This window comes from Bradyrhizobium sp. ORS 86 (assembly GCF_045571475.1).
Taxonomy (GTDB): Bacteria; Pseudomonadota; Alphaproteobacteria; order Rhizobiales; family Xanthobacteraceae; genus Bradyrhizobium.
Genome location: NZ_CP120699.1, coordinates 365,420 through 380,486, shown reverse-complemented (window position 1 = coordinate 380,486; position 15,067 = coordinate 365,420). Strand labels below are relative to the sequence as shown.

At 66.1% G+C, this 15,067-nt stretch carries 14 protein-coding genes; 10 read left to right on the top strand and 4 right to left on the bottom strand.

The annotated features are described in order from the left end of the window. Positions 1–415: 415 nt before the first annotated feature. Together mtaB and dapF are read right to left on the bottom strand one after the other, a co-directional pair. Positions 416–1,753 (bottom strand): tRNA (N(6)-L-threonylcarbamoyladenosine(37)-C(2))-methylthiotransferase MtaB, encoded by a 1,338-nt coding sequence (gene mtaB, locus P6U25_RS01800; protein WP_407149735.1) that lies wholly within the window; start codon positions 1,751–1,753, stop codon positions 416–418. 5 nt (positions 1,754–1,758) lie between these two features. After that, on the bottom strand, positions 1,759–2,634 hold the full coding sequence (gene dapF / locus P6U25_RS01795) for a diaminopimelate epimerase (protein ID WP_407149734.1): 876 nt from the start codon (positions 2,632–2,634) through the stop codon (positions 1,759–1,761). Positions 2,635–2,816: 182 nt separating this feature from the next. On the opposite strand from dapF, the gene P6U25_RS01790 reads away from it, so the two are divergent. Both P6U25_RS01790 and P6U25_RS01785 read left to right on the top strand, forming a co-directional pair. Then, a complete protein-coding gene (locus P6U25_RS01790; RefSeq protein WP_407149733.1) occupies positions 2,817–3,527 on the top strand; it encodes a GyrI-like domain-containing protein in 711 nt (236 codons plus the stop codon). Positions 3,528–3,532: 5 nt separating this feature from the next. Then, on the top strand, positions 3,533–4,261 hold the full coding sequence (locus tag P6U25_RS01785; RefSeq protein ID WP_407149731.1) for an SIMPL domain-containing protein: 729 nt from the start codon (positions 3,533–3,535) through the stop codon (positions 4,259–4,261). Between the two features lie 50 nt (positions 4,262–4,311). On the opposite strand, the gene P6U25_RS01780 is transcribed toward P6U25_RS01785, so the two are convergent. Continuing rightward, the gene (locus P6U25_RS01780; protein ID WP_407149730.1) at positions 4,312–5,376 is read right to left on the bottom strand and encodes an MBL fold metallo-hydrolase; all 1,065 of its coding nucleotides are present in this window, start codon (positions 5,374–5,376) and stop codon (positions 4,312–4,314) included. Between the two features lie 457 nt (positions 5,377–5,833). On the opposite strand from P6U25_RS01780, the gene ffh reads away from it, so the two are divergent. The 3 genes from ffh (at position 5,834) to rimM (ending at position 8,335) form a co-directional block, all read left to right on the top strand. Continuing rightward, on the top strand, positions 5,834–7,378 hold the full coding sequence (ffh, locus tag P6U25_RS01775) for a signal recognition particle protein (RefSeq protein WP_407149729.1): 1,545 nt from the start codon (positions 5,834–5,836) through the stop codon (positions 7,376–7,378). Between the two features lie 85 nt (positions 7,379–7,463). After that, entirely contained in the window at positions 7,464–7,796 is a 333-nt protein-coding gene (gene rpsP, locus P6U25_RS01770) for a 30S ribosomal protein S16 (RefSeq protein ID WP_407149728.1), read from the top strand. Positions 7,797–7,813: 17 nt separating this feature from the next. Beyond that, positions 7,814–8,335 carry a ribosome maturation factor RimM gene (gene rimM, locus P6U25_RS01765; RefSeq protein ID WP_407149727.1) on the top strand — a complete coding sequence of 174 codons (522 nt, stop codon included), beginning with the start codon at positions 7,814–7,816 and terminating at the stop codon, positions 8,333–8,335. A 22-nt stretch (positions 8,336–8,357) separates the two neighbouring features. On the opposite strand, the gene gcvA is transcribed toward rimM, so the two are convergent. Then, a complete protein-coding gene (gene gcvA / locus P6U25_RS01760; RefSeq protein WP_407152729.1) occupies positions 8,358–9,269 on the bottom strand; it encodes a transcriptional regulator GcvA in 912 nt (303 codons plus the stop codon). A gap of 178 nt (positions 9,270–9,447) precedes the next feature. On the opposite strand from gcvA, the gene P6U25_RS01755 reads away from it, so the two are divergent. The 5 genes from P6U25_RS01755 (at position 9,448) to leuC (ending at position 15,005) form a co-directional block, all read left to right on the top strand. Further along, complete coding sequence (locus tag P6U25_RS01755) at positions 9,448–10,656, top strand: MFS transporter (protein ID WP_407149726.1); 1,209 nt, start codon at positions 9,448–9,450, stop codon at positions 10,654–10,656. A gap of 248 nt (positions 10,657–10,904) precedes the next feature. Further along, a complete protein-coding gene (locus P6U25_RS01750) occupies positions 10,905–11,987 on the top strand; it encodes a zinc-binding dehydrogenase (protein ID WP_407149725.1) in 1,083 nt (360 codons plus the stop codon). A gap of 9 nt (positions 11,988–11,996) precedes the next feature. Further along, the gene (gene trmD, locus P6U25_RS01745) at positions 11,997–12,731 is read left to right on the top strand and encodes a tRNA (guanosine(37)-N1)-methyltransferase TrmD (protein ID WP_407149724.1); all 735 of its coding nucleotides are present in this window, start codon (positions 11,997–11,999) and stop codon (positions 12,729–12,731) included. A 109-nt stretch (positions 12,732–12,840) separates the two neighbouring features. Next, on the top strand, positions 12,841–13,221 hold the full coding sequence (rplS, locus tag P6U25_RS01740; RefSeq protein WP_407149723.1) for a 50S ribosomal protein L19: 381 nt from the start codon (positions 12,841–12,843) through the stop codon (positions 13,219–13,221). Between the two features lie 377 nt (positions 13,222–13,598). Then, positions 13,599–15,005, top strand: a complete 1,407-nt coding sequence (leuC, locus tag P6U25_RS01735; RefSeq protein ID WP_407149722.1) for a 3-isopropylmalate dehydratase large subunit — start codon at positions 13,599–13,601, stop codon at positions 15,003–15,005. Positions 15,006–15,067 lie beyond the last annotated feature (62 nt).

Below are 15,067 nucleotides of genomic sequence, written 5' to 3'. Positions count from 1 at the left end.
CGACCGGACATCGATGACGATCGCTCATATCTCGCTGCGGTCCATCGCGACGAACGCAACAGGCCTTTCTTGGGCTCGTTTCGGAGGCAGGTCCGACGCGATTTGCTGCCGCAAGTATTACGCGCCGCGGACCCGAAGCCGACGATCAATGTCCTTATCGCGAATAGAGATTTGCCTCACGCAAGATCAGGGCAGAATTGATTGCTCGAAGCGCTGCATCGTTGAACTAGATGGTTTCACGGCAGCAACGATTATCCGGATATCTAATGTGCAACGCTGTATCAGAGCAAGCGAAGTTATCCGACAGGCACCCTGTCCCAACGCAGGCCGTCCTCGGATCGTTACAGAATCGCGAAACGAAAGTCCTCCTGCTCAAATGGAGTACTCCGCCTGTGGCCCCATGGCTGACATGGATTCACGTCGGCTCGACGTCGCCTTTCGAAGGCAAGGCGGACGTCGCTATGTTATGTGCGCACACACCCTGGCTGGCGTCGCCGCACGACCCAACGAGGCGCGCGCCGTCGTGACCGGTCACGATGAGCCGCCGCACTGCGCCCGGCACATCGCCATCGATCGCGACAGGCAGGAAGTGCTCGGTGCGGCCCTGCTTGCTGCTTTCGATCAGCACCTCGCGCGTGGCGCCGACCTCCGATGCCAGCCGCCGCTGTAGCGCGGCTTCGCCCGCCGCACGTAATCGCTTGGCACGCTCCTTGATCGCACCGCCTGCGACCTGCGGCATCCGCGCGGCCGGCGTCCCCGGACGCCGCGAATAGGGAAACACGTGCAGGAAGGTGAGATCGCATTCCTCGATCAGGTCGAGCGATCGCGAGAACATCTCCTCGGTCTCGGTCGGGAAGCCCGCGATGATGTCGGCGCCGAAGGCGATGTCCGGCCGCAGCCGCCGCACCTGCGCGCAGAAGTCGATCGCGTCCTTTCGCGAATGCCGGCGTTTCATCCGCTTGAGGATCAGGTCGTCGCCGGATTGCAGCGACAAGTGCAGATGCGGCATCAGCCGCGCATCATCGGCGATGACGTCGAGCAGATCGCGGTCGGCCTCGATCGAATCGATCGAGGAGATGCGCAGCCGCTTCAGCTCGGGCACATGCCGCAGGATCTGCCTGGTCAACTGGCCGAGCTTCGGCGCGCCCGGCAGGTCGGCGCCGTAGCTCGTGAGATCGACGCCGGTCAGCACGATCTCGGCGTGGCCGCGCGCGACCAGCGTGCGGACCTGATCGACCACCGCACCCATCGGCACCGAGCGCGAATTGCCGCGGCCATAGGGAATGATGCAGAAGGTGCAGCGATGGTCGCAGCCGTTCTGCACCTGCACGAACACCCGCGGCAAGCCGCGCTCGAAGCCGTCGAGCAGATGCGGCGCCATCTCCGTCACCGCCATAATGTCGGCAACGGCGACCTTCTCGCTTGCGCCGATATCGAACGCTGCGCGGGTCGCGCGCCAGACCTCGCCGCGCATTTTCTCGTCATTGCCGACGACGCGATCGACCTCGGCCATGCCTGCGAACATCTCGGCCTGGGTCTGCGCCGCGCAGCCGGTAACAACGATGCGTGCCGCCGGCCGCTCGCGCTTCAGTTTGCGGATCGACTGCCGGGCCTGCGCCACCGCCTCGTTGGTGACGGCACAGCTATTGATGACGATGGCGTCGGCAAGACCCGCCTGCTCTGCCTCGCGGCGAATCACTTCGGACTCGAACGCGTTGAGCCGGCAGCCGAAAGTGACAACGTCGACGCCCATGATGGTCAGGCCGTACCGGCGAACAGCGCCGGATCGAAGCGGCCCTCATATTCGAACTCGGCGGTGCCGGTCATCAGCACGTGATCGTCGCGCTCGCGCCATTCGATGCCGAGCTTGCCGCCCGGCAGGGTGATCTCGACAACGCGGTTGGCGCGCTTCAGCCGCGCCGCAGCGACCGCCGTCGCGCAGGCCGCCGAGCCGCACGCCTTGGTGAGGCCCGCGCCACGCTCCCAGGTGCGGATCGTGATGTGGTCGCGATCGACGATATGGGCGAGCGTGATGTTGGCGCGCTCCGGGAAGATCGGATGATTTTCCAGTAGCGGCCCGAACCGCTCGAGGTCGAAGGCGTTGACGTCCTCGACCCAGAAGATCGCGTGCGGATTGCCCATGCTGACCACCGACGGCGAGTGCAGCAACGGATTGTCGATCGGCCCGACCTGCAATTCGATGTAGCGGGTGTCGCGGAATTCCTCCGCCAGCGGAATGTCCTGCCAGCCGAACTTCGGCGCGCCCATGTCCACGGTGTAGAGATCGGGCGCGGGGCCCTGCCAGCAATTGAGCAGGCCGGCGCGGGTCTCGAAGGTCGCCGTGGTCTGGCCAGTTGACTCGAACACGCGCCGCACCACGCAGCGCATGCCGTTGCCGCAGGCGCCGGCCTCCGAGCCGTCATTGTTGAAGATCGCAATGAACGCCTCGGTGCCCTGCAGCCGCGGCGGCTGCAGCACCATGAGCTGGTCATAGGGCACGCCGCCCGCGGGCGATGCCACCGCGCGCGCCTCCGCCGCCGAGACCTGCGCTTTGGAATCGCGCAGGTCGACGACGACGATTTCGTTGCCGATGCCGTTCATCTTGGCGAATGCGTGGTTGGCGAGCGCGCTCATGCATTTTCCCAATTTCTGCCCGCTTATATGGCGAGTGGTGGCTGAAAGGCCAGCATCGATAGTCCTATGACGCATCTGTCATGGGACGAAAGCGGAACTTGCGTGTTAGGAATATCGCACCTTGCGGACCGTGCGCCGGGACAGCTCAAGCGGCCGTCTGGGGATGGGATGGAGAATACCGAATGAACCGTATCAGCACCTTCCGCGCGGCCCTGGTCGCGCTGCTGCCTTTGGCCGCGATCGCTCTGGTAAGCCCGGCGTCCGCCCAGTCGCCGGCCGCCTCACCCGCTCCCGCAGCGAGCCCGAGCCCGACGCCTGCTCCCACACCCTCCGCAACGCCTGTGCCTCCACCGGCCGAGACCAAATCACCCGCTGACAGCCCCACGGCCTCGCAAACCCCCGCGGCGCCACCGGCTGCGCCGGTGCAGACCGCCGACCCCTTCGGCGAGCCGATCACGCTGGAGCCGAAAAAGGTTGTCATGCTCAAGGGCACCGCCAACTGGGATTCGGCCTTCGATACCCTGATCGATGCCTTCAAGACCCTCACTGCGCTGCTCGACAAGCAGAGCGTCCAGGCATCGGGCAATCCGATGATCGTCTACACCTCGACCGACGATACCGGCTTCACCTTCATCGCCGAGATTCCGGTCGATCAGGACGTGAAGAACCTGGGCAAGAACATGAGCATGGGCAATTCACCCGAGGGCAAGTCGCTGAAGTTCGTCCATCGCGGCTCCTACGACAACATGGACAACACCTACGAGGCGATCACCAATCACCTCGACGACAAGAAGCTCGAAGCCAAGGACACCTTCATCGAAGAATACATGACAGATCCCCTGAAGACCGCTGAAGACAAGCTCGTGATCAACGTCTACGTACCCTTGAAGTGAACCAGATGACCCACCGCCTCCCCCTCGGCCTCCCCTTCGCTACCACTCTGATCGCGACCACGCTGCTGGCTGCGCCCGCGCTGGCCGACAACGACTTTCCGCCGGCGATTTCGGTCACCGGCGAGGCGACCGTCTCCGCCGCGCCGGACCAGGCGCAGCTCGACGCCGGGGTCACCACCGACGCCAAGACCGCGCGCGAAGCCGCCGAGGCCAATAACGTCACGATGGGGAAGGTGCTGGCCGCGCTGAAAGACGCCGGCATTGCGGAGAAGGACTATCAGACGTCACGGCTGTCGCTGCAGCCGCAATTCGCCAACCGTCCGGCGCCGTCCCCGACCACACCGCCCAGCATCGTCGGCTATCACGCAAGCAACCGCATCACCATCAAGCTGCACGACGTGAGCAAGGTCGCAGGCATCATCGATGTGCTGGTCGGCGCCGGCGCCAACGATATCGGCGGGCTGAATTTCTCGGTGTCGCAGGCCTCGAAGCTGCTCGACGACGCCCGCGAAAAGGCGATCGCCGACGCCCGCCGCAAGGCTGAGATCTACGCCAAGGCCGCGGGCGTCACACTCGGCGCGCCGCTGAATATTGCGGAAGTCGGCTCGGCGCCGGGACCGGTCTTCCGCACCAAGATGGCCACGGCGGGATTCGCGGCACCGACGCCGGTTGCCCAGGGCGAGGAAACACTCACGGTCAATGTGAGCGTCTCCTGGTCGATCAAGGAGAAGTAGCAATTGTCGTCCCGGCCTTCGCCGGGACGACAACCTTCAAATCTCCTGCTTCAAATCTCGAACACCTGTCCCGGCTTCAACACTGCGAATTTTTCGCGCGGCACGCTTGCGGCATCGAGCGCCTCGCCGAGCGCGGTCACCGGGGCGTCGATCGCCTCATCGGTCAACTGGAACGTGCCGTGATGGTGCGCCAGCGCCTGTTGCGCGCCGCAATCGGCGAGCGCCTTCACGGCGTCTTCCGGGTTCATGTGCTGGTCGCGCATGAACCAGCGCGGCTCGTAGGCGCCGATCGGCAGGATCGCGAGCCGAAACGGGCCGTGCGCCTCGGCGACGCGGCGAAAATGCCGTCCGTCGCCATAGCCGGAATCGCAGACGATGTAGAGCTTGCCGGCCGGCGTCTCCAGCACGAAGCTCGCCCACAGCGCCCGGTTGCGATCGAACAGGCCGCGCGCCGACCAGTGCCGCGTCGGCACCAGCGTCACGGCAAGCCCGCCTCCGAGCTCGACGCGCTGATGCCAGTCGAACGCTTCGGCTTTGATCGCGGCATCGGCCTCGCGCATCGTGATGTCGTTGCCGAGCGGCGTCACCACGCGCGGGCCGAACGTCTTGGTGAGCCTCGACAGTGTCGCAACGTCGAGATGGTCGTAATGACCGTGCGACACCAGCACGACATCGATCCTGGGCAGCTTCTCGAAGGCGATGCCGGGATCATTGTGCCGCTTGGGACCTGCGAAGGGGAACGGCGACGCGCGCATCGACCACACGGGATCGATGAGGACGTTGAGGCCGCCGGCCTGGATCAGCCAGCTTGCATGACCGACGAAGCAGAGCCGCGCCATGCCACCGTCGACGCGGGGCGGCGGCGTGTCGGCATAGGGGCTCGGGACCCAATCCGGCCAGGCGAAGCGCTGCCGGCCGCCGCCGAATTGCCAGCGCATCACCGCGGCGAGCGATTTCGGCGGCGCGCCGTCGGGATCGAAGAAGCGCAGGCCGTCGAAATGATCGGAGATGGGGCCGTCGTAGCTTTTCATGGATGAGATCCAGGTGGATGGAACGCCGATCGCCGCGGCGGCTCCGGTCAGGATAGCGAGAAGGCGGTGACGGGTGAGACGCAAGCGGGATTCCGAAATGGCTGGTCGAGCAGCCTCGTCTATATGGGTGACCCACGCGCCTTCCGGAACTGGAATGTGAGAAACACAACTCTTTCAGAGACTTAGGATTTTCATTCGCGCGAACGCAAGCAAACTTTGCTTGACTTTCCGGCCCCGGCAGCGTTTAACGCCGCCACTTTCTCGGAAAGATCCGTCTTTTCGACCCGCCGACCGGCCCTGGAGGCCGGAGGTCAACGCCCGACAGCGCGATGCGCCCTCGGGCGCGAAAGTGTTTGGACCATCGTCTTGGCACGATGCCAAGGCAGACTATGTCGTCATCACCCGCGAAAGCGGGTGATCCAGTATTCCAGGGCGCATCGGATTGAACCGGGATGCCGCGGCGTACTGGATACCCCGCCTTCGCGGGGTATGACGGGAAGCGAATGAGGCGCGCTCACGGGCGCAACGAAGGACAACGGCATTGTTCGACAATCTGTCGGAAAGGCTTGGCGGCATTCTCGATCGTCTGACGGGGCGCGGTGCGCTGACCGAAAAGGACGTCGATGCCGCGATGCGCGAGGTGCGCCGTGCGCTGCTCGAAGCCGACGTCGCGCTCGAAGTGGTCCGCAGTTTCACCGAGAGGGTGCGCGAGCAGGCAATCGGCGCCACCGTCGTCAAGTCGGTGACGCCAGGCCAGATGGTGGTGAAGATCGTCCATGACGAGCTCGTCGCCACGCTCGGCTCCGATGGCCAGACTATCGACCTCAACACGGTGCCGCCGGTTCCGATCATGATGGTCGGCCTGCAGGGCTCCGGCAAGACCACCACCACCGCGAAGCTCGCCCGCCGCATGGTCCAGCGCGACAAGCGCAAGGTGCTGATGGCCTCGCTCGACGTCTATCGTCCCGCGGCGATGGAGCAGCTCGCCGTGCTCGGCCGCGATCTCGACATCCCGACGCTGCCGATCGTCGCCGGCCAGATGCCGCCGCAGATCGCGCGGCGCGCGCTCGAAGCCGGCAAGCTCGGCGGCTACGACGTCGTGCTGCTCGACACCGCCGGCCGCACCACGCTCGACGAAGAGATGATGAAGGAGGCGGCCGAGATCAAAACCGCCGCCAACCCGCACGAAGTGCTGCTGGTCGCGGACGCCCTGACCGGCCAGGACGCGGTCAACCTCGCGCGCTCGTTCGACCAGCGCGTCGGCCTCACCGGCATCGTGCTGACCCGCGTCGATGGCGACGGCCGCGGCGGCGCCGCTCTGTCGATGCGCGCGGTCACCGGCAAGCCGATCAAGCTGATCGGCACCGGCGAAAAGACCGATGCGCTGGAGGACTTCCATCCGAGCCGGATCGCCGGCCGCATCCTCGGCATGGGCGACGTCGTCTCGCTGGTCGAGAAGGCCGCCGCCAACATCGACGCCGAAAAGGCCGCGCGCACCGCCGAGCGCATGCGCAAGGGGCAGTTCGACCTCAACGACATGCGCGAGCAATTGCAGCAGATGGCGAATATGGGCGGCATCGGCGGCCTGATGGGCATGATGCCCGGCATCGCCAAGATGAAGAACCAGATCGCCGCCGCCGGCATCGACGACAGGATCATCAAGCGCCAGGTCGCAATCATCGATTCGATGACGCGGCAGGAGCGCAAGAACCCGGACATCCTGAAAGCGAGCCGCAAGAAGCGTATCGCGGCGGGCGCCGGCCAGAGCGTCGAGCACGTCAACAAGCTCCTGAAGATGCACCGGAACATGGCCGACATGATGAAGGCCATGGGAAGCGGCAAGCGCGGCCCGCTCGCCGGCATCGCGCAGGCGATGGGCTTTGGCGGCGGCATGAAGCCGCCCTCGCCCGACGAGATGAAGGCGCTCGCCGAGAAGATGCAGGGCGGCGCCGGTGGTCTGCCGAACCTGCCGAAGGATATGCCCGTCGGCCTGCGCGGCGGCCTGCCGAACCTGCCGGGACTGACCGGCCTCAGCGGCAAGCCGACGCTGCCCGGCCTCGGCGGCTTCCCGGGCAAGAAGAAATGAGGAATTCGTCGCGACGGTTCGCATGCGGCCTGCGCGACGCGGAATGCCAATCAAACGAACACATCGTATTTTGAAGGAGAACTGAATGTCCGTTGTTATCCGCCTGGCTCGCGCAGGCACCAAGAAGCGTCCGGTCTATCACGTCGTCGTCGCCGACTCGCGCTTTCCGCGCGACGGCCGCTTCATCGAGCGTCTCGGCCACTTCAATCCGCTGCTGCCGAAGGACAGCGAAGCGCGCCTGAAGCTCGACATGGACAAGGTGAAGACCTGGCTCGCCAAGGGCGCGCAGCCGTCGGATCGCGTCAGCCGCTTCCTCGATGCCGCCGGCGTCAAGAAGCGCGCCGCGCGCAACAACCCCGAGAAGGCCGTGCCGCGCAAGGAACGCAAGGCGCAGGCCGAAGCCGCCGCCAAGGCCTAAGCTGAACGGCTGATACGGTGGCTGCACCGGTCTGTGTCGCCCGCATCGGCGCTGCGCATGGCGTGCGCGGCGCCGTCCGGCTATGGACCTTCACCGAAGACCCGCTGGCTGTGAGAGATTACGGCCCGCTGCTGACCAAGGACGGCACGCGCCAGTTCGAGGTCACGCATGTGCGTGAAGCCAAGGATCATCTGGTGGTGACGCTGAAGGGCGTCGCTACACGTGACGAGGCTGAGCGGCTCAACGGCCTCGAGCTGTATGTCCCGCGCGACCGGCTGCCCGAGACCGACGACGGCGAATACTACCACACCGACCTGATCGGGCTTGCCGCGGTGACGACGGCCGAGCAACCGCTCGGCAAGGTGATCGCGATCCATAATTTCGGCGCCGGCGACATCATCGAGATCGCCCCGCCGCAGGGCGCGACGATGCTGCTGCCCTTCACCAATGCCGTGGTGCCATCAGTCGATCTCGCCGGCGGCCGCGTCGTGATCGAGCTGCCGCAGGAAATCGACGGCGACGATCCGTCGGCGGCCTGACCGCTTCCAACTCAGCCGAACTTCAGGCGGTCATCCGGCCCTGCTGCTCAAGCCAGTCGCAGAACACCGCGCTGTGCGGATCATTGCTGCGGCCAGCCGGAAAATAGGCGAAGTAGCTGCGGGCCGGCAGGCTGATGGCCGGAAACGGCGTCACCAGGCGGCCGGCTGCGAGATCATCCGCGATCAGCGCGGTCGGCCCCATCGCGACGCCGAGGCCATCGAGCGCGGCCTGAATGGTCAGATAGAAGTGATCGAAGGTCAGCGACGCCGCCGGCTCCAGCGCAGACATGCCGGCTTCCGTCAGCCAGTCGCGCCACAGCCGCGGCATCGACGTGACATGCAGCAATGTGTGCCGCGACAGGTCTCCGATCTCGGTCAGCGGCACCTGCGCCAGCAGTGACGGGCTGCACACCGGCAACCGCCGCTCCGACAGCAGGACGCGCGATGAAAAGCCGTGGAAGGTGTCCGGGCCGCCGCGGATCACCACGTCGAAGGTTTCGGGCAACGCATCGACCGGATCGTTCGATGTCGTGAGGCGCACCTCGATATCGGGATGCTCGGCACGAAACCGGCTCATGCGCGGCAACAGCCAGCGCAGGCTGAAAGTCGCGAGCGCGTTGACGCTGAGCACGGCCGTCGGAGCATCGCCGCGCCGCTCCCGATGCTGCTGGACGGCGGCCGAGATCCGGTCGAGCGCGGGACCGAACTCCGCCAGCAGCGCCGCACCGGCCGGCGTCAGCACCACGCGCCGGACCGATCGCCGAAACAACGCCGGCGCGCCCAGCCACTCCTCGAGCAGGCGGATCTGCTGGCTCACCGCACCGTGGGTCACGCTGAGTTCGGCGGCCGCTTCCTTGAAGCTGCCGAGGCGCGCGGCGGCTTCAAAGGCGCGGACCGCGTTGAGCGGCGGCAGGCTGCGACGTGGCACGAACATGATCCAGAAACCAGATTTTCTAACGCATGATCCGATTATTACTGATTTGTGACAGGCAGTATCGCAGGCGCATAGTAACACCAAGGCGCTTGCCAAGCTTCGTTTTTCAACCGACCGATCCGATGCATAACAGCCTGCTCGTTAGATTTTCTGCGTTTGATGCGACGGAACTGCGATCATGACGGAGTCCGTGACCACCGCGACAGAGCTCCCTCGCTCCGACCGCGCCCGGGCAACGCGCACGCTGACCGTGACTGGCCTGAACCACGCCCTGCACGACGGCTACACCGACGTGATCTACGTGCTGCTGCCGGTCTGGCAGACCGAATTTGCCTTGAGCTACGGGCTGCTCGCCTTGCTGCGCGGGCTCTATGCCGGCGCCATGGCCGGGCTGCAGATTCCGGTTGGGCGCATCGCCGAGCGAGTCGACGGCAAGATCATCCTGATCGCGGGCACGGCGCTCTCGGCACTCGGCTATCTCTTTGCCGGATTCTCCGGCGGCATCGTCGGGCTCGGCCTGGCGCTCGCGCTCTCCGGCGCGGGTTCGAGCACGCAGCATCCGATCGCGTCGGCCGCAGTGTCGCGCGCCTATGGCAAGGCCGCGCGCGGGCCGCTCGGCATCTACAATTTCACCGGCGATCTCGGCAAGGCGGCGATCCCGGCGCTGACCTCGATCCTGCTGGTGATCATGACCTGGCGGCACACGTTGCTGCTGCTGGCCCTGGCAGGCCTGCTCGTCGCGGCCTGCATCGTCGTGTGGATGCCGGCCGTCGGCCGCGGCGCCGCGGGCAAGACGGTCGCGGCTTCGCACCGTGAAGGAGCCGGTGGCGGCGGATTTCCCTGGCTGCTTGCGATCGGGATCCTCGACACCGCCGTTCGCATGGGCTTCCTCACCTTCCTGCCGTTCCTGTTGCGCGACAAGGGGGCGTCGCTGCCGACCAACGGCTTCGCGCTCGCGCTCGTCTTCATCGGCGGCGCGGCCGGCAAGTTCACCTGCGGCTGGCTCGGCGAACGGGTCGGCACGTTGCGCACCGTGCTCATCACCGAAGGCGGCACGGCTGCGCTGATCGTTGCGGTGCTGGCGTTGCCGCTGGTGCCCGCCATCGTGCTGCTGCCGCTGCTCGGCGTGATGCTCAACGGCACGTCGTCGGTGCTCTATGGCACGGTGCCCGAGCTCACGCCGCCGCATCGGACCGAGCGCGCCTTCGCTGTCTTCTATACCGGAACGATCGGATCGGGCGCGGTCGCGCCGGTGCTCTATGGCGTGCTCGGCGATGCGCTCGGTCCATCGCTCGCGACCGCGGCGACCGCCGTCACCGCGCTTGCGATCTGCCCGCTTGCGATCGTGCTGGCGCGACATCTCGCCGACGGTCCAGCGACGGCGTGACGCGTAACGCTCCAAAGCCCGGGCGATTGTTGGTGTTCTCCTGAAAGGAGGAAGGTCGGGATGGGGTCAACCGCAAGCGACGCTGCAAGCTGACGGAGCCGATTCCCTCCCGCTTTGCCCTGGCGAGCGAGCCGTAGCGCGGATGGAGCGCAGCGAAATCCGGGACCAATCCTCATTGCAGATGTGATTCCCGGATTGCGCTTCGCTCCATCCGGGCTACCTAAGCAATGGTCTCACGGAGCATTCCAATGACAAGCACGCACAAGGCCTGGCGGCTGCACGCACACAACGATCTCCGCTTCGAGGATGTTCCGACACCGAAGCCCGCGCCTGATGGCGTCGTCGTCAGCATCGAAGCCGGCATGGTGCTGTCCTACACCAACAAGCTGCTGTCGGGCGCCCTGCCCTACAGCCTGCCGCCGATGCCGTTCGTGCCCGGCACCAATGCGATCGGGCGCGTCGTCGCAACCGGCGAGAACGTCACGCATGTGCAAAGCGGCGACCGCGTCTTCCTGAGCCCGCATCTGCGTGGCGATGTGCCGGACCGCGATCCGCCGCAGATCCTGATCGGCCTCACCGCGACGGTGACGACCCCGGAGGCGCTGGCGTTGCAGGCGCGCTGGCGCGACGGCGTGTTCGCGGAAACGGCGCACTGGCCGGCCGCCTGCGTGACGCCGCTCGCCAATCTCGACGACAAGCCGGCACCGGAGCTGATCGGGCTTGCCAAGCTGATCGTGCCGTTCGGCGGCTTGCAGCGCTCCGGCCTGCGCGGCGGCCACACCATCATCATCAACGGCGCCACCGGCTATTTCGGCTCGGGCGCGGTGATGCTCGCGGTCGCGATGGGCGCGGGCCGCGTCGTGGCGGTCGGACGCAAGCAGGCCTCGCTCGAGCAATTGCGCGATGCCTTCGGACCGCGCGTCATTCCCGCCGTCGTCAGCGGCGACGCGGCAGCCGACCTGCCGATCATCCGCCGCGCCGCCGGCGGCACCGCAGATGTCGGGCTCGATCTGCTCGGCGCCGCCAAGAGCACATCGACCACAGTGTCGAGCCTGCGCGCGCTGCGCCGTGGCGGCCGGATGGTGCTGATGGGCAGCGCTGAGGTGCCGCTCGAAATCTCCTTCCGCGAGATGCTCGCCAACGACTGGGAAGTGGTCGGGCAGTTCATGTACGACCGCACCGCGCCGGGCCAGCTTGCCGGTCTCGCCGCCGAGGGCCTGCTGGATCTGCGCAAGATCAACGTTGCGACCTTCAGGCTCGCCGACTTCCGCCGCGCGGTGGATGCCGCCGCGATGATGCAGAGCCTCGACCTCACGGCCGTGGTGCCGTAACCAGAGGCCATGACATCCGAGCCGACACCCTGGCGGGCGACCGTGCTGACCCTGTTCCCGGACATGTTTCCGGGGCCGCTGGGCGTGAGCCTGGCTGGGCGGGCGCTGGCCGGCGGACTCTGGTCGCTGGAGGCACGCGACATCCGGGCGTCGGCCACCGACAAGCACCGCAGCGTCGACGACACCCCGGCCGGCGGCGGCCCCGGCATGGTGTTGCGCGCCGACGTGCTGGCCGCCGCGATCGATGCGGCCGCTGTCGCATCGCACCGGCCGCGGCTGCTGATGAGCCCGCGCGGTCGGCCATTGACCCAAGCTCAGGTTATTGAGCTTGCGGCAGGGCCCGGCCCGCTGATCGTCTGCGGCCGCTTCGAGGGCATCGACCAGCGCGTGATCGAGGCACGGGCGCTGGAGGAGGTGTCGATCGGCGATTACGTGCTGTCGGGCGGCGAAATCGCCGCGATGGCCCTGATCGACGCCTGTGTCCGGCTGCTGCCGGGGGTGATGGGCAAGCAGGCCTCCGGAACCGATGAAAGCTTCTCCGAAGGACTACTGGAATACCCCCAATATACCCGTCCGCAGGAGTTTGAGGGCCGGCCGATCCCGGAAATCCTCATTTCCGGCGACCACGCCAAGATCGCGGCCTGGCGCCTGGCCCAATCCGAGGCGCTGACCCAGGCCCGGCGGCCCGATCTCTGGGCCAGAAAAGCCACCAAGAGCCGGACAAAAAACACGACAGACGGGTGACAAACCCTGTCCTTTGCCTTATAGGAGCGCCCAAATCCGCACCCGCGCAGGATAGATGGACGTTTGCGCAGCCCGCCAAAGGCTGGGCGCGCCGCCGATGGAGATTTCAATGAACCTTATTCAGCAGCTCGAAAAAGAGCAGTTCGACAAGCTCGCCGCCACCAAGGAAATCCCGGAATTCGGCCCCGGCGACACCGTCATCGTCAACGTGAAGGTGGTCGAAGGCGAGCGCACCCGTGTGCAGGCCTATGAGGGCGTTTGCATCGGCCGCTCCGGCCACGGCCTCAACGAGAGCTTCACCGTGCGCAAGATCTCCTACGGTGAGGGCGTCGAGCGCGTTTTCCCGGTGATGTCGCCGATGATCGACTCGATCAAGGTGGTTCGTCGCGGCAAGGTGCGGCGCGCCAAGCTCTATTACCTGCGCAGCCTGCGCGGCAAGTCGGCCCGCATCGTCGAGAAGCAGGACCGCCAGGCGGCCGTCAACGAGTAATCGACCCAAACGGGACGACCAAAAGCGCGGGTTCACCCCGCGCTTTTTTGTTGCGGCATACCTATCTGTTGGATTGCCGGGCCAAGCCCGGCAATGACGACAAAGGCGCCCCGCGCATCGATTGATTGTCGCAGGGCTTTGCCCTGTGTTAGAAATTTAGAATGGTTCCGGATCAAGCCTGCCAGCCCTGCCAGCGCGTCGTGATCGACGATCGCTCGCGGCTGCCCGGCCGGTTCTTCGGACGCTTTGCGACGTCGGCAACGTCGGAGCTTACGCCCGCAGCATAATGCTGCCGGACGCTTTCGCCCGCTCGCGCGTCATCGCGCTCAAGCCGCCACCACCGAATTTCACACCGAGTTTCCCTGGAGCTGACGCTCATGTCCAAACCGACCACGCTGTACGACAAGATCTGGAACGACCATCTGGTCCACGAGGCCGAGGACGGCACCTGCCTCATCTACATCGACCGCCATCTGGTGCACGAGGTAACCTCGCCGCAGGCGTTCGAAGGCCTGCGCGTCTCCGGCCGCAAGGTGCATGCGCCCGAGAAGACGCTGGCCGTCGTCGACCACAACGTGCCGACCACCGACCGCACCAAGCCCAACCCCGACCCCGAGAGCATCGAGCAGATCAAGGCGCTCGCCGAGAACGCCAAGGAATTCGGCATCGAGTACTACAACGAGTTCGACAAGCGTCAGGGCATCGTCCACGTCATCGGCCCGGAGCAGGGTTTCACGCTGCCCGGCACCACCATCGTCTGCGGTGACAGCCACACCTCGACGCATGGCGCATTCGGCGCGCTTGCGCACGGCATCGGCACCTCCGAGGTCGAGCATGTGCTGGCGACGCAGACGCTGATCCAGAAGAAGGCCAAGAACATGCGCGCGATCGTCGACGGCAAATTGCCCGACGGCGTCACGGGCAAGGACATCATCCTCGCGATCATCGGCGAGATCGGCACCGCCGGCGGGACCGGCTACGTGCTGGAATATGCCGGCGAGGCGATCCGTGCACTCTCGATGGAAGGCCGCATGACCGTCTGCAACATGTCGATCGAAGGCGGCGCGCGCGCCGGCCTGGTCGCGCCCGACCAGAAGGCGTTCGACTTCCTGCGCGGCCGTCCGAAGGCGCCACAGGGCGCGGCCTGGGACGCCGCGATGCGCTACTGGGAGACGCTGCGCTCCGACGAGGGCGCGCATTTCGACCACGAGATCCGGCTCGACGCGGCAAAGCTGCCGCCGATCGTTACATGGGGCACGAGCCCTGAGGACGTGATCTCGGTGACGGGCTTCGTGCCCGATCCGGACAAGATCGAGGACGAAGCCAAGCGCATCTCCAAGCACCGCGCGCTGAAATATATGGGCCTGACGGCGGGGACGAAGATCACCGACATCAAGCTCGACCGCGTCTTCATCGGCTCCTGCACCAACGGCCGGATCGAAGACCTGCGCGCCGCGGCCAAAATCGCCGAGGGCAAGACCGTCAACGCCAACGTCAACGCGATGATCGTGCCGGGCTCGGGCATCGTGAAGGAGCAGGCGGAAGCCGAAGGCCTCGACAAGATCTTCATTGCGGCCGGCTTCGAATGGCGTGAGCCGGGCTGCTCGATGTGCCTCGCGATGAACCCGGACAAGCTGAAGCCGGAAGAGCGTTGCGCTTCGACCTCGAACCGCAACTTCGAGGGCCGCCAGGGCTTCAAGGGCCGCACCCACCTGGTGTCGCCCGCGATGGCCGCCGCCGCCGCGATCGCCGGACACTTCGTCGACGTCCGCGACTGGCGGTAGCTCAAGCTCGAGCCGTTTCGGAAACGGCTCGTTAACGAGCCGCACGCACACTGGCTCCTGGC